We start from the raw sequence: 21,778 nt of genomic DNA on the forward strand, positions 1-21,778 counted from the left end.
TTCTGTTTTTAATTAAATAATTAGAAAATCTGGAAAAGGTTTAATACATTTCCTCACGGTCAATTTTATACTAACATCAAATTACAGGCATTATGTCAGCATTTTTAGGGGAGCTGGTAGGCACCTGCTTACTCATTATTTTTGGAGGCGGTGTAGTAGCCGGCTCTATATTAAAAGGCACCAAGGCAGAAAATTCTGGCTGGATCGTAATCACCATCGGCTGGGGTCTGGCGGTGGCACTGTCTGTATATGCTGTTGGTGATTTCAGCGGCGCACATCTTAACCCGGCAGTTACCTTATCGCTGGCTGTAGTGGGTGAATTCCGCTGGGTAGATGTGCCTATGTATATAATAGCCCAGCTGATTGGTGCTTTTCTTGGCGCTACCCTGGTGTGGTTGCATTACTTGCCCCATTGGAGAGAAACCCAGGATGACACCACCAAACTGGCTGTATTTGCTACCAATCCTGCTATCCGCAAACCGTGGGCAAACCTCTTCAGCGAACTACTTGGTACATTTGTTTTGATTTTAGGTTTGCAGGCGATTGGAGCCAATAAGTTCTCTGATGGATTGAATCCGATTGTGATTGGTCTGTTAATTACTGGAATTGGCTTGTCTCTGGGTGCTACGACCGGATATGCCATTAATCCTGCCCGTGATCTGGGGCCACGTATTGCTCATTTTGTTCTTCCTATTTATGGCAAAGGTTCTTCCGACTGGTCGTATGCCTGGGTTCCGATTGTAGGTCCCTGCCTGGGAGGTATGCTGGGCTCGCTCGTATATAAAGCTGTATTTACGAATCAGGTGTTTGGCCTCTTATGGGTAGTAGTTGCGCTGACGCTTATCGTGATTGTGGTAGCTGTCATCAAAGAAAGAGAAGTAGTAACGGCGGAGGAGAACTTGAAAGAAAAAACCAAAGCGTAAAGGCTTCTAAGCAGCTTTGGCGCAAATTTTCTCTATCTTACCGGTTATGTATGTATCCAAACTCATCCGATCTTTCCGGCACACCTATTTTCTACTGATAATTCTATTCTGCCTGACCGCTTTCAGCAAAAAAGAAAATCCTGAAACAGTAAAAGCGCCAATACCTGCGGTTAAACCCCGGAATGTGATATTCATTCTGAGCGATGATCACCGCTATGATTTTATGGGTTTTACCGGGAAAGTACCAGGCTTGCAAACGCCGAATATGGACCGGCTTGCTAAGGAGGGAGCCCATCTTAAGAACGCTTTTGTCAGTACAGCGCTTTGTTCACCTAGCCGGGCTAGTATTCTTACAGGCTTGTATGCGCATACCCACACGATTGTAGATAACCAGGCTCCCTTACCTAAAGGACTCCAGTTTTTTCCGCAATATCTGCAAAAAGCAGGTTATAAAACTGCCTTCCTGGGCAAATGGCATATGGGTAACCAGGACGATCAGCCGCAGCCTGGATTTGATCATTGGGTGAGTTTCAAGGGACAAGGCGTGTACTATAATCCGACATTCAATATCAATGGTAAGCAGGTACCTCACAAGGATAGTAGTTATACGACTGACCTGCTGACTAATTATGCGGTAGAATGGATGCGGAAACAGGATAAAAGCAAACCTTTCTTTCTGTATCTATCTCATAAAGCGGTACATGCAGAGTTTAATCCTGCCCGCAGGCACCGGGGAAAATACAAAGATATGCCCATTGTATATCCTTCTTCCTTCTATCTCACAGCCACGGATACGAGTAAAGTTTTTGGCGCAAAACCAGGCACCAATCCAGAATTAAAAACGCCTGTGCCTAATCTCAAAGACATGCCTGCATGGGTGAAAAAACAGCGTTACAGCTGGCATGGGGTGGATTATATGTATCATGGACAAACGGATTTTAATGCCTTCTATAAAGATTACTGCGAAACCCTGCTCGGCATTGATGAAAGTATTGGTAAGGTACTGTCCTACCTGAAAGAAGCTGGTCTGGATGAATCAACGATGGTGATTTATATGGGCGATAATGGGTTTTCGTTTGGAGAACACGGGCTGATCGATAAACGGCATATGTATGAAGAATCGATGCGCGTACCCTTACTGGCTCGCTGTCCGGAATTGATAAAACCAGGAACGCAGGTTACCCAGGTAGTGCAGAATATTGACATTGCGCCTACTATCCTCGAACTGGCAGGAACTGCGATTCCCAAACAAATCCAAGGCAAATCGTTTGTGCCTTTGCTTGCCGGAAAAAACATATCCTGGCGGGATAAGGCCTTTTATGAATATTACTGGGAATATGATTTTCCACAAACACCTACCATGTTTGGCATCCGCACCGACCGCTATAAGTATATTTTCAACCACGGCGTTTGGGATGCCAATGAATTGTATGACTTGCAGGAAGATCCAATGGAAATAAATAATCTGATCCGCAGTCCCCTGCACCAGGAAATTGCCCATTCTCTCCGGGATCAGGTGTGGGACTGGCTGGAATCTACTAGTGGTATGCAAATTCCCCTCAAACGTATTCCCCACAAACGGAATGATCATATTTACAAGGGTACTTATTAGTAGAAAATCGTTGCTAGTTGTTCGTTAATAGTTGTTAGGATAACATAGTTGTATGCAAGTAATAAAGCTTAATTTATATACATGGGAATGACAACGAGTTTATATGGCTGTATTATAGAACATGGTGTTTATAACGAACTCAGAGAAAAGATTTGTAGCCATAATGATTTAGCAATAAACTCTTTACCAAGCTATGATGAATGGCCTCCGTTAACTAAGCAAATGTTTGCAATAACTCAGGATTCAAACTTTCCAAGGACACCTCCATCTTATGAGTATTGGGGACGTGCCATTCATTTTGGTGGGAATTTCAAATCTATAGAATATGAGTGGAAAGAATGGAAAGCAAAGTTTGAAAATCTGTTACAAAAACTAATCTGGAGAGAAGCATTTGTCCATTTCAAAACTGAATATACAGATGTACAAACATTTCAATGGAAAATTGACTCAAATAAATGGTCACCTTACGATAAGATTGAATTCGGTATAATTAATAAAGAGTTCTGGAATTTCCAAGGCGATCAAACATGAGAGAATATGAAATGAAACACCGGTATACAATAACTTCAACTAGTTAGCCGCCCATTCCAAATCATATCCATAACACAAAGGCTTGTTGCCAGGAAACTTTGAGGCATCGTAAATCAAATTTCATATATAAAAATATCTTAAACACCTGTTCTGGTTGAAAGTTTCTTTGGTTGGAACAGGTGTTTATAATTATGGTACCTCTAATTCTAATTCTGTTAGGTTTCTTTTACAATCTTCTCTCTATAACTACTGGTTCCCAATCCATTGTAAGCTACAGATTTATTCCTAGCCTTTTTCTGTAGGAGCTTTAATCCAAAAAATGGCCGCAGAAAATTAATCCGCCGGATACATTCAAACAAAAGCCAGCAAACCAGAAACATAGCTACACTAATCACAAAGAATTTCATCGCAATACTGGCTTGCCAGTCGATGAGGTAATAAGCAATGCAGATAATTACGGTCTGATGGAGAATATAAAAAGGATAAACAGCTTCTGTGGTGTATGTCAGCAAAGAATTATTAAAAGTCAGGTATTTACGGGCATATCCGAGTATAGCCATCAGCCAGCACCAGATATTAGCCACTTTAAGTAAATAATACAATACCATACCTGCCGGTGAAGGGTCTGGCCAGTTGTTCCAGTAGAAGACATATAAAACAGTAGTGAGTACAATAGCAGAAAGTAAGGAGAACATACGCTGGTTTTCTATGGCTTCACGGATTTTTTCCTGGGAACAAATAATAAAACCATAGATAAATATTAATATACTAAACGTAAAATTTGCCCAGTCTTTAATCAGGTTTTGCTCGGTAGGCCAGTGCGGACGCAGCAATGCCTCAGCGATAAACAATGGGATAATGAGCAGATAAATACTGCCTTTTTCGGAAAGAAAACTGGCAATTTTTCCCATAACTATCTTTCCTTTTTCGCTTCGCAGATAGATAAATAAAGGCAGGCACACTAAAGAATAGGTGAATATATATGCCAGATACCATAGGTGATGCCAGCTAAAACTTCCTTGCGGATAAGGCTGAAATTCGAATACACTTTTGTAGAATTCGATATAGGAATAGGTATTTCCCTGTGTCAGGCGTTCATAATAAATCTGCGGAGGCACAATTACAAACATGCCGAATATGAGCGGAAGCAAAATTCGTTTCACTCGATCTCCGGCAAAACTACTTGTAGATCTGCTTCCCAAAGCGAAGAAAACGCCGGCACCAGAAATGAAAAATAACAGCGGCATCCGCCATTGAGATAGAAACCGCATGGGATATTCCATTAATTCACTGATCTCGTTGTTTTTAATATGCCATCCCCAGCTCACGAAGAACATGCCGGTATGATAGAATATAAGGAGCCCGAAAGCGAGTACCCTCAGCCAGTCTAAATCGTAACGCCGGGTAGATTTAATAGAAAGTGGATTTTGTACTTGTGCCATATTGCTTTGTTTTATTAGCAACAAAACTATGATACAATCGCCCTATAAAAGACATTCCCGGTAAAACAGGCGTTCGGACCGACCGGAATGTACTTAAAAAGATCCTTTGTATGGGAAATTGAACTACATATCCACTGAATTAGCTTTTTATTTGAATAAAAACTATCCGTACACAGTTGAGAAAAATGAATCAACTTTATATTGGTCTTCCGGAAAATTATAGACTTCAACAATCTTATTCTGCTCAATTCTCCATAATAAGCAAGACATACTATTGAGATTTTGCTCATTTTCTACATTACTCCAGTTCCGGTGGCAATCGATAACAAAATTATCATTTACGCCCATTACGATGGGTTCTGCTTTAAAGGCAGCTTTGCTGAGTTGTTTAAAATAAGCCAAAACGGCTTCTACACCTTTCTTAGTACCACTCAATGGATGATTACCAGGAATGTGCCATGAGATATCTTCGGAAAGTATATTTTTTATTCCGACGAGATCATTGTTGGCATAGGCTTGAAAAAAATCATGGATCAGGGTGAGATTTGGGTGAACAGGTATCATAAAGTTAAAATGGGTGATTTAGTAATTGGGGTATAATTGCTGTACTCATCTGGTAAGCACAAAGGTAAACCAATGAAAACTGACTTATTTGTTGAAAAGAGACAAACTTTTGTTATTATTGGCCATGATCCGAAAACCTGTTAGCTGTACCCAAATTACGAATCCGGATAAAGATGAACCAGTTGTGTATCATGCTAAAATGGGCGCTTTCCATGCTGACTGGCATCAACATGATAAGGGGCAACTGATGTTTGCAGAAAATGGTTTGTTACACATACATACAGAAAACCAAAAGTTGTTGTTGCCAAGCTGGTATTGCGCCTGGATTCCGGCTGGCACTTCGCACCAGATATGGTCGAGCAGTACAGATCTATATATCAGAACCATCTACTTTGAAGCACCTATTTGCAATCATTCTTTCTTTAGACAGGCTGTTGCTTTCCCTGCTTCTAATCTGTTGAAGGAGATGATCGGATATACTGAAAAGTGGAATTTTAAAAATGAAGCCGGAGAAGAAAAAAAAGATTTTTTAAAAGCCTTGATTCAGGTCTTACCCGGAGAAATGGCAGAAAAGGTAAATATCTGTTTACCTTCTACCACACATGAACAATTGCTGCAGATAGTAGAATATGTACAAGCTCATGCACACCAGAAATTAAGTATCAGTTCTTTATCTAAAGAATTTGGATTTTCTGTGCGTACATTAAGCAGATTGTTTAACACACATTTGGGTATTACTTTTTCTGGGTATATCAAAATAGCCAGGATGATAAAAGCCATGGAATTAATCAAAAATGGCCACACCCACGTTTCCCATATTGCTTACCAGTCAGGCTACGAAAGTCTTTCTACCTTCAGTAATAACTTTTTAGAGATCTGTGGAAACCGCCCTTTGTATTTCATCAATAAAAGGAAAGTGTAAACCCATCTTATAAGACCTGCTTAACCAGCGACAGCAGTTAGTTTTCGCTTCACACCAAAATTCAGGTATAGAAAAGCCATTAGAGGGAATAAGGAAATAATCCAGAAAGTATAGGGTAGCATAGCCACATTATTGGCATAAATAGCACCTGACAGGAAAGCTCCTAAGCCAATTCCAGCTTCCATCGCCACATACATGGTAGCTAATCCACGTCCCCGGTGTTCTTTCAAACTCAGGTCAACCGTCCAGGCAGAAACAGTAGGAGAATTCATACCTTGCGCAAAACCGAATAAAACAGAAGCCGCCAGCAAGGTAGCCGCATTGTAGGCAAATCCTACCAGAATCATAGAAAGGGTAAGCAATGCCGTAGAAATACGCAATACAGCTACCCTGCCATACCGGTCGGATATTTTACCGGCAAAAAACCGGACACCAAGAGAAGCAAATGTAAAGCACATAAAAAACAAGCCTTTGTTGGTCAGATTTAACGATTCACTTAGGTCTGGGGTAAGCGTAAGAATAGCCCCGAAACCAAATGAACTCAATATAATCACCAGGGAAGGAGGAATTACCCTGGGCTCAAAAATTTCCTGTCGGGAAAACTTAAGCAGTGACCAGTGAAAAGGAATACGGTCTTGTACGGTTTCTTTCATACCAGCCAGTATCAGCACTGATAATAATGAAGCCACCGATGAGCAATAAAACATAAATTCTACTGAAAACATATCCGCTACTAAGCTGCCAATGGCCGGACCCAGTGCCATTCCAGAACTGCCACATAAACCGAGGAAACCAATGGCTTCTCCCCGATGTGTTTGGGGAACAATATCTGCGGCGTAGGCCGAATTGCCAGTAGGCGTAAAACCAGTAGATAAGCCATGAACCAGGCGCAACATCAGAAATCCGGCTACCGAACCCATCACCGGATATAAAAATCCACATATAAAACAAACCGCAGCCCCAAATACCATTACCGGAATCCGTCCGATTTTATCTGCCAGCTTGCCACTCACCGGTCTGGAAAGTCCGGCGGTTAAAGTAAATAAGCCAATGATAAAGCCTTTGAACTCTGCTCCGCCCAGGCGCATCAGGTAGCCTGGTAATTCCGGAATAATCATATTGAAGCTGGCGTAAAACAGAAAGGAGCTGAAACAAAGCAATCCGAATTGCAGCGTATAAAAACTGGTATGTTGTTCTTTCATAAAATTGACCGATGCGGCTAAAATCTACTCTTAAACCGGTCAGGTGGTATGGAATGTATTTAATTATCAAGTTATACGCATCGCATATACTTTGTATACAAGCTACTCAGAAATAATTGATTTTTTATAATAGAACTATATTGAAGTGTAAATATTAAAAATACTTCTTGTTATAGTTATAGTTACTATACCTTTAGAAAGCATACCCAATTACTACGCCCAGCCGGATATCCCGCTGCCATTTAGATCTGGAGAAAGTATAAGGCAAACTGGCATCAATCACCTCCAGGTCATCATAATACACAATGGGGTTAAATCCGGCACCAGCATATATGTCTACAGTAAATCCTTTTTTAGCAATCCATTGTTTACCAGCCTGTAAACCTGCTCCTACGGTGCGAATGGTAACCCTGGCCGTTACATCTCCGCTAAAACTCTCTTCGGTATCTTTAATCTGCTGATACTTTACATAAGGAGCAAGATACCAGCCCACAATGGCGTTTTCGGGCCTGGACATGTATTTACGCAGTTCAAGGCTGGCGCTTATCCTTTCTACGCCCCGGAACATCTTACTTTTACTATAATAACCGCCTGCCTGAATACTCATGGTTTTACTCAAGGCATGCTCATACCCCAAGGACACAGACCTGGTGAGCAGACTAAGCAGGTTGGTTTTGAATATATGTTTCCGGTTGCTTTCATTATCCAGGGTAGCCAGTTTTTCTTCTTCAGAGAGCTGGGCATAAGTAGTGCTGCTTGCTGAAAGAAACAAGAGTAAGAAGCAAAGTAGGGTAAAGTATATCTTCATTAGCGGTATCAGAGTCTAAGAAAGAAATATAATTACTTAGTTTGAATTTCTTTAAAAAATGTATCTTGGGAGTATTTGAGTTATGTAATTTTATGTGATTCTCTGGTGAGTTATTTATCATCAATTGATTCTATAAAACCAATAACTAAATGTATACTCAGCACTCATAATGCGGCTCAGATGAAATTTATTATCCGAATCATAATGAAAAATATACATAGCACTGTTAAGGAATAAAGCATTGTCTCTGATCTTATATTTCCCTTTCTTCTGACCTCTATTTATTAGAAATTCCTTTTTATTAAAGCTGATGAGAGTATCCCCTTGTTGAAGTAATTCTGCTTTTGGATCTAAAGAATGATGAACGGCTGGGTGAATTTCCCTTATAATAATGGGATAATGCACTATTTTCCATTCACCTATTAGCGTTTCCGGAGTAAGCTGTTTTTGAGCTAATCCTTCATAGCTTAATATTAAAATGTAGAAAATTACTAATAACAGCCTCATAGAATTCTTATTAGTTTACTGCGCCACATACTCACTCACAAAATCTGATAGATATTTATATCTTTCCGTCAGCTGGCCATTTCTGGTGATGGTTGCTTTTTCCAGTACGCCCTCTTTATCTCCATTTAGTAAATGCGGCAATACCTGGTTGATGAGCTGGTGGCCAAAATAGCCGGACGCATCATAGGGAAGTTCACAGGGCAGGTTATCAATGGCCATTACTGTAATGTGTTCAGCGGAAGAAAAAGGCGGTTTTACTTCCCGGCTTACTACATCATAATCGTAAACCGGATCTGTAATGGTAGTTGTACGAACCGTACAGGGCACCGAACCATCCACATCACAGGAAATGTCTGCCACTACTTTTATCCGGAAATCTTTTCGCAGCATATCTTCTTTCGAGAATAACAAAGGCGCTTGTGGATGCCAGAAAGCAGAAGTAATTAATATATCTGCCTGGGCGGCAAAGGGATAAAACGAAGAATTGTATTCCTGCGGATTCAGATGGAAGCTGGCAGCATTCCAGGAATTACCACTTTTATGGAGATGATAATCCTGCGAACGAAGTACCGTAAACACAGGTTTGTTATATTGTTTTTGCAAGAATGCATCCGGGGAAACCTGTTGTATACCAATGGCTTCCAATACTTCTACTACCCCCTTCCCTACCCGTCCGCTTCCGGTTACAGCAATTTTAATGGGTGGCAATTGTATTTTCAGATATTCCTGTCTCATTTCCTGCATATCCTGGCAATCTCTGGCACGTTTCAACTCAAAAAGCTGATATTTTTTGCCATACGTCCAGAAAGCATTATAGGCACCCACAATGCCGGCATAGCGGCCAAAAGCAATAATACGCTGCCGGTTTGTATCATTATCGATCAGGCATTCATAATCAATCAGGGTAATATTCCTCTTCAAAATGGTTTGCAGCAGCAGGCGGTTGTACTTTTGTTTCTTTACGGTATGTGAAAAGAAGAAATACGTTTTATCCGGAAGGAGTTGGGCAACCGGCACTTCTTTAATGCCGAATAACACATCACACTGGCTCAGATCTTCCATTACTAGAATTCCTGCATTTGAATATTGCTCATCGGGCACACAACGGATCGGGCTAGGCTGTACAAATATCTGAACTTCAGGATATAGCTGAACAATTTCCTTGCATTGATGTGGCAATAAGGCAACCCGTCTGTCAGGCGGAACTTTCCCTTCTCTTATAATTCCGAATTTCATAACTCACTTACAATTATTTCTCTTCGATAAAAACTATATCTAAATATGGTTAACTTATAGATGGCCTGCTAACAAGCTTACGTCCAGCAATTCAATGTTAAGTTTATAACAAAATTTTTTATATTGGAAGCTTACATGGATAAGTAAAGTACATCACAAAACAAGGATAAAAAATTGAATTCCCTCTGATTTCATACAATACGCTTTGTGCAGGGTACAGGTGAGGCAGATGAGTTCAAGAAATGGTTACAAATCTGTACGGATGATCGTGCAAATAAAGTACCTTATCCATTTTTATACAAAAATACTTTTAAAACCGGTTCCTACGACCAATGAAACAGATAAACTGGGGAATTATCGGCACAGGAGATGTGACTGAAGTAAAAAGTGGGCCTGCCTTTAACAAGATAGCAGGTTCTAAATTAGTAGCTGTTATGCGCAGAGATGCGGAAAAAGCGGCGGATTATGCGAGGCGACATGGCGTACATACTTGGTATAGCGATGCGCAACAATTAATTAATGATCCGCAGGTAAATGCTGTTTATATTGCTACTCCTCCCAGTTCGCATGCGGAATACACCAAACTGGCTGCCGCTGCCGGAAAACCAGTGTATGTTGAAAAGCCGATGGCAATGAATTATGAGGAATGTACACGAATGATTGAAGCTTGTGAGGAAGCCAATGTGCCTTTGTTTGTTGCGTATTACCGCCGGTGTTTACCCAACTTTGTAAAAATTAAAGAACTCCTGAATAATGGCACCATTGGAGAAATACGTTGCGTAAATATTCGTTTGTTTTTTCCGCCGCCTGCGATTACCAATGGACAGATTCCCTGGCGGATAAATCCGTCGATTTCAGGTGGTGGTATATTTTATGATTTAGCTCCTCACCAGTTAGATTTGCTCGATTACTGGTTTGGACCCATTACTGCCGCCACAGGAATGGCTGCAAATCAGTCAGGGGTATATGCTGCCGAAGACATAGTAAGTGCCATTTTCTCATTTTCTAACGGGGTATTAGGCACTGGCCTCTGGTGTTTCACCGTTGATAAAAGCCAACAAACCGATCAGGGTGAAATCATTGGAAGCAAAGGCCGCATTACTTTTTCCTTTTTCGACTTAGCAGTTCCGGTACGGGTAGAAACAGGCTCGCAGACAGATGAGCTTACTTTTACTATGCCGGTAAATGTACAACATCCATTGATTCAAACCATTGTAGAGGAATTACAGGGAACAGGCAAATGCCCCAGTACTGGTGTTTCCGGTGCCCGTACAGCTAAGGTAATGGATGATATTATGGGAGAATGGTATAAACAACAAAAGCGAGAGATTTAAGTCCCTCGCTTTTGGTCCATCAAATAAAGTCTATTTACTCCCTTTCCTTATCCTCATGTAGCATGGTGGCTTCTGAGGCATTATAAGTGATTTTATTTAGGTAGAATACCTTGCGGTTATTACGGACTCCTGCATCTTTATTATTACTGATTTCCTGCTGCCCCCAGGTAATAAAATATTTCCCGTACCATTCACTTACATTCACATCTTCAGAATCGAGTATTTTATCTCCTTCATAATTGGTTTTGATCGGATAGTTTTCCTTGCCCTTAATTACTTCATTACCCTTAATTAGTTTAGTATTCAGGGTTTCGTCTTGTGGATATACCAGAATAATCTTTTCATCATCTACCGCTACTTTTACGATTTCTTCCAGGTCATAACTGGTATAATCCTGAATCTCGAAACAGTTATCCCACAGCAAGTTTCCTTGTTTATCGAACCCACTCACTACCGCATGGGTATATTTGTATCCATCAAAAATACGGTCGTTGTAAGAACGGGAATACATGCCCCCGTAAATAGAAGAAGAGCGGTACTGCGGAAAATAAGCTTCTCCGATCAGAATATATTGATTGTCTTTTTCGATAATGTCATGTAAGAGTACCCGGTAGCGCAACTGGTATTCCTTGCCTTTTTCCCGTTTTTTCACAATCCTGTTCTTTACCCTGGCTTTGCGTCTGGGCTTCATGAAATTAAAGAAATTCTCAAAATCATTGAACTTGAAATACTTAATAAATTCCTGGTCGTCGCCATTGAATTTAGCCATATACATTCCCTGGGCATAGGGAGAGTTACGAATAGAATAATTACCGATCAGGAATTGCTCGTTCTCGTTCAATGAACTGATTTTTCCGGTTTGCAGGCTCTTTTCCTTTTGCGACTCTACAGTGATATTTTTCAACATGCGGCCCCCATAATCAAAAGACCTGATAATCAGATTACTCTTGCGCCGGTTGATATTATAGGTAACTACATCTACCACGTTCTCATAGTTATCTATTTCAAGATTATCCAGTTCAGAATTAGGTTCATACAGAGCCGGAAGCACCCTGGAACGCTTGTCGAAAAAGTTAAAGGCTACTACGACCGGCCTATACCGCACCAGGCCGCCGATGTAGGCTGTATTACTTAATACTTTAAAATGAGTTACATCAATATAGGCCAGTGTACTCCCTTCAATCATCTCATATTCACCATTGGAAAAATCGAGGCGGAAAATGGCAATTTTCAGTGATTCTTTCTGGGTAAGAAGCACATAGAGAAAATCGTCGTTTTTATATACTTTGGTCGGAATGAACAGCGATTTAATGGCATACTGTTTTTCCCACACTTTATTGAGCATAGTATCGTAGCGGGCGATACGCCAGAGGTGGTTGCCGAGTTCCGGGTATATAGTCTGGGTAGAAACCAGTAAGCCCTTCTCCTTCATAGAAATCACATTGAACAACTCATTATCACCATCTGGCTTTTCAGGAGCAATTTCCAGACGGAGTACCTGATCGAGTTGGGCATAGGAGGACAGGCTACCTGCCAGCAGGCAAAACAACACCCACATACTCACTATAATTTTCCTGTACATCTTATGGGAAGATACTTTGGTTACATAGGATATGTTACTAAAATACGATAAAAAATTTGTATTTATCGGCCTTCTGCCTATATTTTCTAATTTATACCTGAAGAAATATTACTCAACTTGTATCAGATTTAGCTTTTTGCCTGCATTCAAATAAAATTTTAGCAGAAATGACTGTTCTCTCATCTTTCAATACTTATATAACTATGCTACCAACTGGAATGTTTAGTGAATGACCTGGCTGTAGAAAATTTTAAAATTCTTTGTAACCTTTCCCTAAGAGTGAGGTTTCCACTGCCAGATAACACAAAATAGGACGACCATTGCTGTAGAGGCTGTCATCCGAGAAAAACTAGATCGTAACCTTACAACTTTGAATCAGGCACCCGATAATGATATCATGCTGGAAGTAAAAGCTGGTCAGCTAGACAAGCTGGGAATCCTGTTTGAGCGGCATTCAAAAAGCTTGTTTGGCTTTTTCTACCGGATGACAGGCGACAAAGAAATCAGCCAGGATCTGGTGCAGAACGTGTTTTTCAGGATGTTGAAATACAGGCATACATTCACAGCTGAAGGAAAATTTATTACCTGGATGTATCACCTGGCCAGAAATGTAAGTGCCGATTATTTTAAGAAGAGTAAGAAGTTCAGTTTTTCTAAGAATCTGGATCTATGGGCCAACCGCCTGAGTGATCCCTCAACCAGAGAGGAAGACTTTGGCAAGGAACAGGAAATAGCCTTGCTACAACAAGCGATGGACCGTTTACCGGCTGATAAACGGGAAGTTCTGGTGCTGAGCCGCTACCAGGAATTAAAATACCAGGAAATTGCCAAAGTGCTCAATTGTACGGAGGGCAATGTAAAAGTAAAAGTCCACCGGGCTTTTCAGGAACTCAGGAACATATTTATGAAACTGACCCAGGAAAGAAAATACGAGGCCGGCGGAAAAAAATAAATGAGAAGTACAAATGAACCCTGAACAAAAACATACTCCGATGAAATGTGAAAAAATGATGTACCTGATGGTGCTGTATCTCAACGGGGAACTCAACGATATTGATAAGCTTTCCCTGGAAAGCCACTTGTCTGAATGCCAGTCGTGCAAACAGGAATTAATGCAAATGCAACTCGTACACCGCCATATGGCAGCTATTCCGGTAGCCGAGCCTGATGCCATTAAAATGCGTGCTGATTTCAATGATATGCTCTATGAATACAAGCGTGCTACGGTTCAGGCGCGTTCTGGATGGTTATCAAGCCTGAGAGAAAAAATAGCCGAAGTTTGGCAGCCTGTGTACGCCATGCAACTGCTTACCGGAATTTTGCTTTTACTGATGGGCTGGGCAGGCGGTTACTGGTTTAGCCCGCAACGGACAGAAACTCAGCAAATATCTCAGCTTGCCCTGGAAGTACAGCAAATGCGTGAAACCATGTTGCTAACAATGCTGGAAAAACCGGCGGCAACCGAACGGCTCAAAGCAGTGAATTATACCCAGAATCTGGATAAGGTAGATGAAAAAGTAATTCAGGCCTTGCTGCAAACCCTCAATAATGATCCCAATGTGAATGTTCGCTTGGTTACAGTAGAAACATTGAGCCAGCTGGCTTCTTATGCCAGTGTACGCGAAGGCTTGATTCAGGCTATTCCACAACAAGAATCGCCGCTGGTGCAAATTGCGCTGGCTGATGTAATGGTGAATCTACAGGAAAAACGCTCGGTAAGCGCTTTGAGAAACCTGCTGAAACAAGAAAATCTAAATGCTTCTGTAAAAAGTAAACTCGAACAAAGTGTAAAAGTGCTGATGTAAAAATTACTGAATTACTGAATTATATATTTTATTTTTTCTATTCCGGCCTTCTGTAATCCTGTCATTCTAACATTCCTAACACAAACCCATATAATTTATGAAAATGAAACTGATTTGCCTGGTACTTGCTTTCTTCCGGCAGCTGGCGATAGCCCAGGAAGACAAAGAAAATATTGTGAAAGAGCTCTCTTTTCCCAGACTCAGCGAAGCAAGTGTGCTCTATGTAGAAAATATCAATGGGTCGGTTTCGGTGGAAGGGTATAATGGCGATAAAGTGATGGTGGAAGTAGAAAAAACCTTAAAGGCCAGTACCAACGAAGACCTGCAAAAAGCGAAAAATGAAGTAAAGCTGGGCATTGAGCAATCCGGCGACAGCCTGACTTTATATGTGGATAATCCCTATGTATACCGCCGCAAAGACGGAAAATTGCGCTACGACTTTCATGGTAACTGGAATGAGGATTACAACTATGTATTCAACTTTAAAATCCGGGTACCCAATCAGGTGAAACTGGCTGTATATACGATTAACAAGGGCAATATTAATGTAAGCAATACCAGAAATAACGTAAACGCCGGGAATGTAAATGGCTCTATTACGCTGGAGAAAATTGCCGGAACAACCAAAGCCACCACAGTAAATGGAGATGTTAAAGCCGCATATACAGCGCTTCCGCCCAGTAATTCCTCGTATAAAACCCTCAACGGCAATATAGAAGTAAGCTATCCGGAAAATCTGTCGGCAGAACTGAAGTTCAAAACCACCAATGGAGAAGCCTATACCGACTTTACCGTAGCTGAAATGATAGCTTCTAAAGTAGAAAAAACCAGTGATGGAAAGGCCAGAGGAGTTTCTTATAAAATTGAAGGGCATTCAGGTGTGCGCATTGGAAAAGGAGGCATGCAACACAGTTTTGAAGTATTTAACGGAGACATTACTGTTAAAAAAGCTAAATAATTACGAATTCAACATTAGAAAATTTAAAGATTATAAAACTGGAATTTTATAAAAGCACATAATAGACAATCTTACAATTCATTAATCAAACAACAAGGAAAATGTCAAAATTTATATATCTGCTGATATGTGTATGTATTTCTGGCAGCCTTTGGGCGCAGAATGCGGAAAAACAACAAATAGTAGTGCCGCTTACCAATCCTGGAAAGACCGGGAGGCTGGAAGTAGGGCTTACCAATGGAGCAATTAAAATAAGCGGCTATGATGGAAAAGAAGTAATCGTAGAAGCCAGTGTACCTTCCCGCAAAAGCGAAGATTCAGAGGAAGGCGATAAAATAAACACCTCTAACCGAAAAAATGATAAAAGTGGCTCTACGGAAGGTATGAAGCGCATTAATTCAAACTCGTTTTCCTTAGAAGTGGAAGAAAACAATAATGAAGTAGAAATACATACCGATTCCTGGAAAAGAAGAATAGATGTAACGGTGAGGGTTCCCAAAAATTTCTCTCTCAAATTAAGCTCAGTCAATTATGGAGTGATTACTGTAGAAGAAGTAAATGGTGATATGGAAATCAGCAGTGTAAATGGGGGATTACGCTTACCAATGTTTCAGGCTCTGCTTCTGTGAATACAGTGAATGGGCCTATTACAGCTACTTTTAAAGAGGTAACCAAAGATATGCCGATGGCATTTACTACCCTCAATGGAAATGTAGATATTACTTTCCCTTCTAACGTGAAAGCGAATGCCAAGATCAAAACGGACTCCGGTGATATTTTCACCGACTATGATATGACAATGGATACGAGTAAACCTAAAGTAAATCAGAAAAGCAGCAATGGCACTTTCCGGGTGACCATCGATGATTGGGTATATGGAAAAATCAACGGTGGCGGGCCTGAAGTTATGTTCAAAAATATGCATGGCAACATCTATATCCGGAAGGCAAAGTAATACGTAGAGTTTTTAGTCCCTCTCCTACCAAGAGGGGCTATTGTTTTTATATATTCAGGTTATCTCTTTAAAAAGATCAAAATGAATTTTTTAAGCTAAGCCATCTAAATTCTGCCTCAGAATCATAAAATTTTGAATAAATCAACCTAAAAGTTTGCCTTTTTCCCGATTAATTAGCATTTTATGAGGAAAATTTTTCACTTAAAAATTTCAGTCATGAACACCGCTAAAACCTCTGCTTCTCTTTTGACCAAATTCTGCATGGCCTTGTTTGCCATGATATGCATTAGTACCGGAACACTGTTTGCTCAGGCAAAATCTGGACAGGAACTTACTGTAAAAGGAGAAGTACTTGACTTATCCTGCTATATGAAAAGTGGTGCCAAAGGTCCCGAACACAAAGGCTGTGCTACAGGCTGTCTGAAGAATGGAAATCCGGTTGGCTTGCTCACTGCCGATGGAAAAGTATATTTATTAGTAGAAGACCATAAAAATGCAGATCCGTATACCCAGATCAAAACGCTTCCTGCCGAACAAGTAACTGTAACCGGTACTTTCCAGGAAAGAAATGGCTTGCCAGGCATAGTACTTGCCAAAATGGAAATGGCCAAGTAAAACTGTTATTTAGTATTAAGTAGTGAGTATTAAGATTAAAGTTTTGCTTGCTTCTATAGACATTTAATGTAAAAATCTATATACTAAAAAGCCCTGATGTACAGGGCTTTTTAGTTGATTGCAGAGAGAAAAGTTACAGCCCATCTTTATCAATAAACCCTAGTACTCATGTCAGCCACTATTCGATAAATCAACAGTGCCTCCCGATTAGTAATTTGTTTAAGAGATAAAATTCCCGGAAATTTGTATAACGCCATTCATAAACAGGAATCATTTTTGCCTGTAGGCTTTGCATGTATTCTCAAACCTATCTGTTCAATGAAATTCAAATCTTTTAGTATTGTTGTGTTTTTGCTGAGCCTGGTTACACCTTTGCTGGCACAAGTAGATTCCCTGCAAGCCCGTTCGGATGTACAAACCTGGGCCCAGGTACGTAAAGCCTATTTCCGTACTACCAAAAACGATTCTTTGTTTGTAAGTCTCAATAGTGAGGCACCTTATGAAATCAGTACCTACTATCGTGGCGATCTGGCTGGTCCAATGGAAGCCATGTTTTTTAATGCCAATATCGGCGATGTTCTGGGACCTTTGTTTGTGGATAATTATGCAATGATCTTTAAAGTAGCTGGTTTCGACAGTACATACCGGGTAAGAGCCAGTCATATTTATATAAAACCCGATGGCAGTAAACAGAAAGACTCTTTGCAAGCCGTAAAAAAGGCCAATCAGTATTTAGAGAAGATCAAAAAAGGCGAAGATTTTACCCAACTGGCCACCAAATATGGTAATGATGAATCGGCAAAACAAGGGGAGATTTAGGCTGGCTTTGGGAAGGAACAATGGTAAAAGAGTTTGAGGAGGCTTTAACCAATGCAAAAAAAGGAGATATGTTTGTGATAAAATCTTCAGTAGGTGCGCATGTGGTAAAAGTGACAGAAGACAAAGTAGTAGAGAGAGGCAGGGTAAGAGTAATTCCGGTAGTTAAAAAAATCTAATGAAATCCATTCTTTATCTGGTCTGTTTTCTTAGCTTTTCCAATCTGGCAAACAGTCAGATAGCATATTCACCCCAGGATGTAGCTAAATGGAAACAAGCTTTTCAATCATTCCATACACAAACTGATCTTCCGTTTGCTCAGCTGGTTGTACAAACTGGAAAAACCTGGATAGGCACTCCGTATGTGGCTCACACTCTGGATAAGCAGCCTACCGAACAACTGGTGGTAAACCTTAAAGAATTGGATTGTACGACCTATGTAGAAAGCATGCTCGCCATGGGAATGGCCTTGAAGGAAAAAGATTCTTCTTTTCAAAATTATACGAACCACTTGCAACAAATCAGGTACCGCAATGGGGAAGTAAACGGTTATGGTTCCAGGCTGCATTACTTTTCAGACTGGCTCTATGAAAATGAAAAACAAGGCAATTTAAAGGTGATAACCGATCAACTGGGTGGCAAACCAGTTCCCAAACCCATCAATTTCATGTCTACACACCGGGCAGCTTATCCAGCTTTAAAAAGCGATGAATATTTTACTCAGATAAGCCAGATTGAGAAAGAAATAAACACCAGAACTCTGCTATATATCCCTAAATCCGAAGTGAGTAAAATTGAAAGTAAGCTGAAAGAAGGAGATATTATTGCAATTACTACCTCCATCAAAGGCCTGGATGTTGTACATGTAGGCTTTGCAGTTGTGCAAGATAAACGTATCCATCTCTTGCATGCCTCCCTGGATGAAAAGAAAGTGGTGATCAGTAAAAAGCCTTTGGCAGAATACCTGCTTGGAAACAAAAACCAGGCTGGCATTATGGTAGCCAGGGTTACACAATAAAAAACGGGCACATGCCCGTTTTTTATAATTCTATACTAAACTCTCCTTAATTAAGATACCAATTCCAGTTCATTCAGATATCCACGGATAGTTTGTAATTCCTGAGGAGATAGTTGAAGTATTTTTGCATTTTCCTCCGCTTGTGCAGGATTACGGGCACCTACCAGGGCACAGGTAATCCCAGGCTGCTGAATCGTCCAGTTAATAACTAACTGTGACAAGTTAGCTCCTGTTGAATCTGCCAAAGGCTTAATTTTATTCAAAAATGCATTGGTACGACGGCGGTTTTCTGGTTTGAAAAAGGTAGTACCTGGCCGGTGATCACCGGAAGCGAATGAATAATCATCGGTGATTTTTCCGGTTAACAAGCCTCGTTGTAAAGGGCTATAGGCCAGAATTCCAATGTTTCTTTCCAGGCAATACGGCACCAGATCAGATTCTATACCCCGGTTCACCATGCTATACGGTACCTGGTTGGAAGCGATAGAAACAACTTTTTCTGCCGTTTTAAGCTGTTCTACCGAATAGTTAGAAACCCCGGCCGCCCGGATTTTTCCATCTTTCAGCAGGGTAGCAACGGCTTCCATAGTTTCTTCAATAGGTGTAGTAGGATCTGGCCAGTGAATCTGGTATAAGTCAATATAGTCAGTTTTGAGGCGTCGCAAACTGTTTTCGCATTCTTCTATAATACCTGGTTTGCCGGCGTATTTATTAATTTTCACAAAGTTCCCCTTGGCATCCTGTGAGTCAAAGTAAAAAACGCCCCTAGCCGTATCCCAGCGTAAACCGTATTTAGTCAGGATTTGTACCTGATCCCGTTTCCCGGCTACCGCTTCTGCTACTATTTCTTCACTTAGCCCAAAACCATAGACTGGCGCTGTATCGATGGTACTCACCCCTAACTCAATAGATTTTTCAATGGCGAGAACGGCTTCCTTTCGGTCGGTACCTCCCCACATCCATCCGCCGGCTGCCCATGCTCCAAAAGCAATAGCTGAGATCCGGATATCACTATTTCCTAGTTTTCTGTATTCCATATAAGATTAAAAGTTTGAAGTGCTTGTTTTACGCAATAAAGGTAATAAAGGCTGAGCAGGCAGTAAAAATTATTCATTTTATCGCTCAGAAATATACTATTTTACGTAGTAAAATGAGCCTTTCCCCTATTTCACATGAGAACCATCAGAAAAATTCATACAGCCCAATATGTACCCATGGGCGACCTGATTACTTATACTCCCTTGCCTTCGCGCACCTTAAGTAGTTTAGATCCTTTTTTGTTATTGAACCACCATGGCCTCAAACATATAAGCCGCATAATAATGGGTTGCCTTTTGGTCCGCATCCGCACCGGGGTATGGAAACAGTAACCTTTATTATAGAGGGTGATATTATGCATAAAGATTCCGGTGGTCATGAAAGCATAATTACTGCCGGAGGTGTACAATGGATGACAGCCGGTAAAGGCCTGATCCATGCAGAAACTTCTTCAACTGCTTTTAAAGAAAACGGCGGAAAACTGGAAATTTTACAACTCTGGCTTAACCTGCCAGCCAGATTAAAAATGACTACTCCTTTCTATCTGGGTTTGCAGAAAGAAGAAATTCCAAACTTGCTACTTGATAATGGAAAGGTACAACTGAATCTGATTTCCGGTACTTGGGGTGAGCATGCTGGTGCTTTTCAATCCCTTACTGATGTATGTATGAGTACCGTATATCTTACTGCTGGCGGTAGATTGAGTATACAAATTCCAGCCGAACACACGATTTTTTTCTATGTAGTAAGCGGAAAACTTATCGTGAATGAATCTAAAGCCGAAACCAGGCAAATCATTGAATTTGACAATAATTCTTCCGAAGTACAAATACATGCTGAAGCAGATAGTGTGCTTATACTAGGGCATGCCCAGCCATTGAATGAACCGGTGGTAGCACAAGGGCCATTTGTGATGAATACGGAGAGAGAAATACAGGAAGCTTACCAGGATTACCGAATGGGTAAGTTTGGGCAGTGGAGGTAAATTAAGAAACTATAAATCAGGTGTATAAAGAATAGCGATGGGCTCAAAAACCCATCGCTATCAACAAATCCATTAAAACTCCACTTCTAAAATGGCATGAACCGGAATAGTTACGCCGCCTTTCAGCACAATATAATCTCCCTCGACCGCCCAGACTGTGGTTTCTACCTGCTGAATTTCTCCATCTCTCAGCAAGTATACAATATTCACTTTCTGATGGTATAGATTACCCAGCGTTTGTGCCCTTAATAAAAAATACTGCCTGATTTTGCGGCTATCTTCATTTTTTAAAACTTCTTCTTTATAAAAGTGTGCTTGTCCGATGATTTCTTTCGGAACAGTTGTTATGCCTTGCATAAGAAATGTAGTTAATTATATTAGTTAAATAGGACTAAAAAATAGTGTACCTGCAAGCTTATTAAGTCACATTGGGATACTTAGACTGGAGTGCGGTACAGAAAATGAGGAGAGAGAAATCCTATATAATTAACACACAATACAGCAAATAGAGAATATTGGAGAAGTAAGCCTGGCTTGAAAACCGGTGAATGTACACACTCGCTAATTGCGCATATACATCCGAACCGGGATGGGAAACAATATATTTAACAGATGGCTTACTTTTATCTTCTGCAGCAGCACTTCTTCCAGAAATATAGATGCCATCAAAGGAGGCAGCTTCTGCGGTAAATTTTAAAGAGTGGCTCTGTTGAAAAGATTGGGTAACAGGAGTAGTCTGCCTGGAAGCCCGTGGAATTTCCTTGTATTCCGATATATTGCTTTGTCCGTAACCGAAAAGCAATATACCGATTGTAACAAGCCAGTAACAAAATCTGCTTTTGTATGCTTCCACTGCTTATCTAAAGCTAAAACTATATCTTAAACGCAATACTAAACTAGAGCGTTCCTACAAATTTAGAAGTAT

General features: G+C 40.6%; 24 protein-coding genes and 1 pseudogene. 15 read left to right on the forward strand and 10 right to left on the reverse strand.

Annotated elements, in window-relative coordinates; genetic code table 11:
• Positions 1 to 92: 92 nt before the first annotated feature.
• The 3 genes from GXP67_RS12770 (at position 93) to GXP67_RS12780 (ending at position 3,066) form a co-directional block, all read left to right on the forward strand.
• Positions 93 to 923, forward strand: a complete 831-nt coding sequence (locus tag GXP67_RS12770) for an MIP/aquaporin family protein (RefSeq protein ID WP_162443465.1) — start codon at positions 93 to 95, stop codon at positions 921 to 923.
• 46 nt (positions 924 to 969) lie between these two features.
• The gene (locus GXP67_RS12775; RefSeq protein ID WP_162443466.1) at positions 970 to 2,535 is read left to right on the forward strand and encodes a sulfatase family protein; all 1,566 of its coding nucleotides are present in this window, start codon (positions 970 to 972) and stop codon (positions 2,533 to 2,535) included.
• A gap of 81 nt (positions 2,536 to 2,616) precedes the next feature.
• Complete coding sequence (locus tag GXP67_RS12780) at positions 2,617 to 3,066, forward strand: hypothetical protein (protein ID WP_162443467.1); 450 nt, start codon at positions 2,617 to 2,619, stop codon at positions 3,064 to 3,066.
• 215 nt (positions 3,067 to 3,281) lie between these two features.
• Here the strand turns inward: GXP67_RS12780 and GXP67_RS12785 are convergent, their stop codons facing one another.
• Positions 3,282 to 4,508, reverse strand: a complete 1,227-nt coding sequence (locus GXP67_RS12785; protein WP_162443468.1) for an acyltransferase family protein — start codon at positions 4,506 to 4,508, stop codon at positions 3,282 to 3,284.
• Between the two features lie 162 nt (positions 4,509 to 4,670).
• Positions 4,671 to 5,072, reverse strand: a complete 402-nt coding sequence (locus GXP67_RS12790) for a nuclear transport factor 2 family protein (protein WP_162443469.1) — start codon at positions 5,070 to 5,072, stop codon at positions 4,671 to 4,673.
• A gap of 124 nt (positions 5,073 to 5,196) precedes the next feature.
• Between GXP67_RS12790 and GXP67_RS12795 the strand changes: the two genes are divergently transcribed.
• Positions 5,197 to 5,994 carry an AraC family transcriptional regulator gene (locus tag GXP67_RS12795; RefSeq protein WP_162443470.1) on the forward strand — a complete coding sequence of 266 codons (798 nt, stop codon included), beginning with the start codon at positions 5,197 to 5,199 and terminating at the stop codon, positions 5,992 to 5,994.
• A gap of 20 nt (positions 5,995 to 6,014) precedes the next feature.
• On the opposite strand, the gene GXP67_RS12800 is transcribed toward GXP67_RS12795, so the two are convergent.
• The 4 genes from GXP67_RS12800 to GXP67_RS12815 all read right to left on the reverse strand — a co-directional run bounded on the left by GXP67_RS12800 (position 6,015) and on the right by GXP67_RS12815 (position 9,747).
• Positions 6,015 to 7,196, reverse strand: a complete 1,182-nt coding sequence (locus GXP67_RS12800) for an MFS transporter (RefSeq protein WP_162443471.1) — start codon at positions 7,194 to 7,196, stop codon at positions 6,015 to 6,017.
• 193 nt (positions 7,197 to 7,389) lie between these two features.
• On the reverse strand, positions 7,390 to 8,004 hold the full coding sequence (locus GXP67_RS12805) for a DUF3575 domain-containing protein (RefSeq protein ID WP_162443472.1): 615 nt from the start codon (positions 8,002 to 8,004) through the stop codon (positions 7,390 to 7,392).
• Positions 8,005 to 8,124: 120 nt separating this feature from the next.
• Complete coding sequence (locus tag GXP67_RS12810; protein ID WP_162443473.1) at positions 8,125 to 8,511, reverse strand: hypothetical protein; 387 nt, start codon at positions 8,509 to 8,511, stop codon at positions 8,125 to 8,127.
• Positions 8,512 to 8,526: 15 nt separating this feature from the next.
• On the reverse strand, positions 8,527 to 9,747 hold the full coding sequence (locus tag GXP67_RS12815; RefSeq protein ID WP_162443474.1) for an NAD(P)-dependent oxidoreductase: 1,221 nt from the start codon (positions 9,745 to 9,747) through the stop codon (positions 8,527 to 8,529).
• Between the two features lie 332 nt (positions 9,748 to 10,079).
• On the opposite strand from GXP67_RS12815, the gene GXP67_RS12820 reads away from it, so the two are divergent.
• Complete coding sequence (locus GXP67_RS12820; RefSeq protein WP_162443475.1) at positions 10,080 to 11,081, forward strand: Gfo/Idh/MocA family protein; 1,002 nt, start codon at positions 10,080 to 10,082, stop codon at positions 11,079 to 11,081.
• Between the two features lie 34 nt (positions 11,082 to 11,115).
• Here GXP67_RS12820 and GXP67_RS12825 read toward each other — a convergent pair whose 3' ends face one another.
• Positions 11,116 to 12,663, reverse strand: a complete 1,548-nt coding sequence (locus GXP67_RS12825) for a hypothetical protein (RefSeq protein ID WP_162443476.1) — start codon at positions 12,661 to 12,663, stop codon at positions 11,116 to 11,118.
• A 370-nt stretch (positions 12,664 to 13,033) separates the two neighbouring features.
• Between GXP67_RS12825 and GXP67_RS12830 the strand changes: the two genes are divergently transcribed.
• From GXP67_RS12830 to GXP67_RS12865, 8 genes and pseudogenes are all read left to right on the forward strand, one after another.
• Positions 13,034 to 13,615, forward strand: a complete 582-nt coding sequence (locus GXP67_RS12830; protein WP_317170129.1) for an RNA polymerase sigma factor — start codon at positions 13,034 to 13,036, stop codon at positions 13,613 to 13,615.
• Positions 13,616 to 13,655: 40 nt separating this feature from the next.
• A complete protein-coding gene (locus GXP67_RS12835) occupies positions 13,656 to 14,468 on the forward strand; it encodes a HEAT repeat domain-containing protein (protein ID WP_162447907.1) in 813 nt (270 codons plus the stop codon).
• Between the two features lie 97 nt (positions 14,469 to 14,565).
• The gene (locus GXP67_RS12840; RefSeq protein ID WP_162443477.1) at positions 14,566 to 15,426 is read left to right on the forward strand and encodes a DUF4097 family beta strand repeat-containing protein; all 861 of its coding nucleotides are present in this window, start codon (positions 14,566 to 14,568) and stop codon (positions 15,424 to 15,426) included.
• 101 nt (positions 15,427 to 15,527) lie between these two features.
• A complete protein-coding gene (locus GXP67_RS37400) occupies positions 15,528 to 16,055 on the forward strand; it encodes a hypothetical protein (RefSeq protein ID WP_232065193.1) in 528 nt (175 codons plus the stop codon).
• Complete coding sequence (locus tag GXP67_RS37405) at positions 16,052 to 16,381, forward strand: DUF4097 family beta strand repeat-containing protein (RefSeq protein ID WP_232065195.1); 330 nt, start codon at positions 16,052 to 16,054, stop codon at positions 16,379 to 16,381. Before GXP67_RS37400 ends, GXP67_RS37405 begins: the two co-directional genes overlap by 4 nt.
• Positions 16,382 to 16,597: 216 nt before the next feature.
• A complete protein-coding gene (locus tag GXP67_RS12850; RefSeq protein ID WP_162443478.1) occupies positions 16,598 to 16,996 on the forward strand; it encodes a hypothetical protein in 399 nt (132 codons plus the stop codon).
• A 609-nt stretch (positions 16,997 to 17,605) separates the two neighbouring features.
• Positions 17,606 to 17,991: pseudogene (locus GXP67_RS37410) on the forward strand (peptidylprolyl isomerase).
• Complete coding sequence (locus GXP67_RS12865; protein ID WP_162443481.1) at positions 17,991 to 18,830, forward strand: N-acetylmuramoyl-L-alanine amidase-like domain-containing protein; 840 nt, start codon at positions 17,991 to 17,993, stop codon at positions 18,828 to 18,830. Before GXP67_RS37410 ends, GXP67_RS12865 begins: the two are co-directional and overlap by 1 nt.
• A 50-nt stretch (positions 18,831 to 18,880) precedes the next feature.
• Here GXP67_RS12865 and GXP67_RS12870 read toward each other — a convergent pair whose 3' ends face one another.
• Positions 18,881 to 19,867, reverse strand: a complete 987-nt coding sequence (locus tag GXP67_RS12870; protein ID WP_162443482.1) for an aldo/keto reductase — start codon at positions 19,865 to 19,867, stop codon at positions 18,881 to 18,883.
• A 135-nt stretch (positions 19,868 to 20,002) separates the two neighbouring features.
• Here GXP67_RS12870 and GXP67_RS38035 point away from each other — a divergent pair, with 135 nt between their 5' ends.
• Positions 20,003 to 20,200 carry a cupin domain-containing protein gene (locus tag GXP67_RS38035; protein WP_317170130.1) on the forward strand — a complete coding sequence of 66 codons (198 nt, stop codon included), beginning with the start codon at positions 20,003 to 20,005 and terminating at the stop codon, positions 20,198 to 20,200.
• Complete coding sequence (locus GXP67_RS12875) at positions 20,188 to 20,853, forward strand: pirin family protein (RefSeq protein WP_317170131.1); 666 nt, start codon at positions 20,188 to 20,190, stop codon at positions 20,851 to 20,853. The genes GXP67_RS38035 and GXP67_RS12875 overlap by 13 nt, the downstream gene beginning before the upstream one ends.
• Positions 20,854 to 20,925: 72 nt before the next feature.
• On the opposite strand, the gene GXP67_RS12880 is transcribed toward GXP67_RS12875, so the two are convergent.
• Positions 20,926 to 21,210, reverse strand: a complete 285-nt coding sequence (locus GXP67_RS12880) for a hypothetical protein (protein ID WP_162443483.1) — start codon at positions 21,208 to 21,210, stop codon at positions 20,926 to 20,928.
• Between the two features lie 121 nt (positions 21,211 to 21,331).
• The gene (locus tag GXP67_RS12885; RefSeq protein WP_162443484.1) at positions 21,332 to 21,706 is read right to left on the reverse strand and encodes a hypothetical protein; all 375 of its coding nucleotides are present in this window, start codon (positions 21,704 to 21,706) and stop codon (positions 21,332 to 21,334) included.
• Positions 21,707 to 21,778 lie beyond the last annotated feature (72 nt).

Source organism: Rhodocytophaga rosea, assembly GCF_010119975.1.
Lineage (GTDB): Bacteria > Bacteroidota > Bacteroidia > Cytophagales > 172606-1 > Rhodocytophaga > Rhodocytophaga rosea.